The sequence below is a fragment of the Dietzia sp. SYD-A1 genome (genome assembly GCF_015356725.1).
Taxonomy (GTDB): Bacteria; Actinomycetota; Actinomycetes; order Mycobacteriales; family Mycobacteriaceae; genus Dietzia.
In genome coordinates, this window is the sequence record NZ_JADDKI010000606.1 from 1 (window position 1) to 1571 (window position 1571).

General features: G+C 73.5%; 2 protein-coding genes. Both read right to left on the reverse strand.

The features are described from left to right. On the reverse strand, positions 1 to 1085 hold a 1085-nt coding region (menE, locus tag IY392_RS17630), incomplete at its 3' end, for an o-succinylbenzoate--CoA ligase (protein ID WP_194861934.1). A gap of 17 nt (positions 1086 to 1102) precedes the next feature. Then, positions 1103 to 1571: enoyl-CoA hydratase-related protein (locus IY392_RS17635; protein WP_228549591.1), on the reverse strand; the 469-nt coding region annotated here is incomplete at its 5' end.

Here is a 1571-nt window from a genome sequence, read left to right on the forward strand (position 1 = left end):
ACGTGGGAGCGGAGCTCGTCCGGGGTGGCCGCGGTCCGCAGGGTGACCGCCGCGACGGGCCGGGTGCCGAGGCGGGCATCCGGGATCCCGACGACGACGACGTCGACCACCGCGGCGTGCTGACGGAGCGAGTCCTCGACCGCCTGCGGCAGGAGCGTGAGCCCGCCGACGCTCAGCGCCTCGTCGAGTCTGCCCAGGATCCGGAGCCTGCCGTCCTCACCGACCCGTCCGGCGTCGTCGGTCCGGAACCATCCCGCGCGGGCGAACGCCGGGTGAGCGGGCGCGTTGCGGTACCCTAGGGCGAGCTGCGGGCCGGATAGCCAGACGCGGCCGGAGTCGTCGTCCTCGATCTCCACCGTCACGCCGGGGAGCGGTTCGCCGTCGTACACACATCCGCCCGCGGTCTCGCTCATGCCGTAGGTCCGGACCACCCGGATGCCGGCGGCGGCGGCGCGGGCGAGCAGCTCCGGGGCGGCCGCTGCTCCGCCCAGCAACACGGCGTCGAGTGAGGCCAGGGCGGTCACGGCCTCGGGCGGGCCGTCGTCGAGGACTTTGGCCAGCTGGCCGGGGACCAGGGAGGTGTAGGCGCGCGGGGGTGCACCGCGGCCGGGCGCCCCGGTGTTCACACCCACCCGGCAGGCGGCCACCGCGTCCGGGAGGGACGCCGGATCGAATCCCTCGGTCACGTCCATCACGACCGGCTCCAGGCCTGCTCGGAGGCTGCGCAGGATCACCTGCAGGCCGGCGATGTGGTGCGCCGGCAACGCGAGCAGCCAGCGGCCCGGCCCGCCGAGAAACGCATCGGTGGCGGACGCCGACGCGGCCAACGCCGCGGCCGAGAGCATCGCCCCCTTGGGAGTGCCCGTCGAGCCCGAGGTGCTCACCACCAGCGCCGTCCGGTCGTCGACGGGGTCACCGGGCCGCATGGCGCCCGAGAGCAGGCGCGTGCGTACCGGATCGTCGGACGGGACGGGCAGCAGGGCGGGACCACGGTCGTCGAGCAGCTGCTCGAACTCGGGGAACAGCTCGGCCACCGCCGGGCCGCCGGGCACGGGCAGCACGCGCAGTTCGCGGGTGGCGGGCATGGACCGGTCCGGCGTCGTCAGTAGTAGTAGGGGAAGTCGTCCCAGTCCGGGGCCCGCTTCTCCAGGAACGCGTCCCGGCCCTCCACGGCCTCGTCGGTCATGTACGCCAGTCGGGTGGCCTCGCCGGCGAACACCTGCTGGCCCATCAGTCCGTCGTCGGTGAGGTTGAACGCGAACTTGAGCATCCGCTGCGCGGTGGGCGACTTGCCGTTGATCAGCCGCGCCCACTCGATCGCGGTGCTCTCCAGCTCGGCGTGGTCCACGACCCGGTTCACGGCGCCCATCTGGAACATCTCCTCGGCCGTGTACGCCTGACCGAGGAAGAAGATCTCGCGCGCGAACTTCTGGCCCACCTGCTTGGCCAGGTAGGCGCTGCCGTATCCGGCGTCGAAGGACCCCACGTCGGCGTCGGTCTGCTTGAACCGGGCGTGCTCGCGGGAGGCCAGGGTCAGGTCGCTCACCACGTGCAGCGAGTGCCCCCCGCCC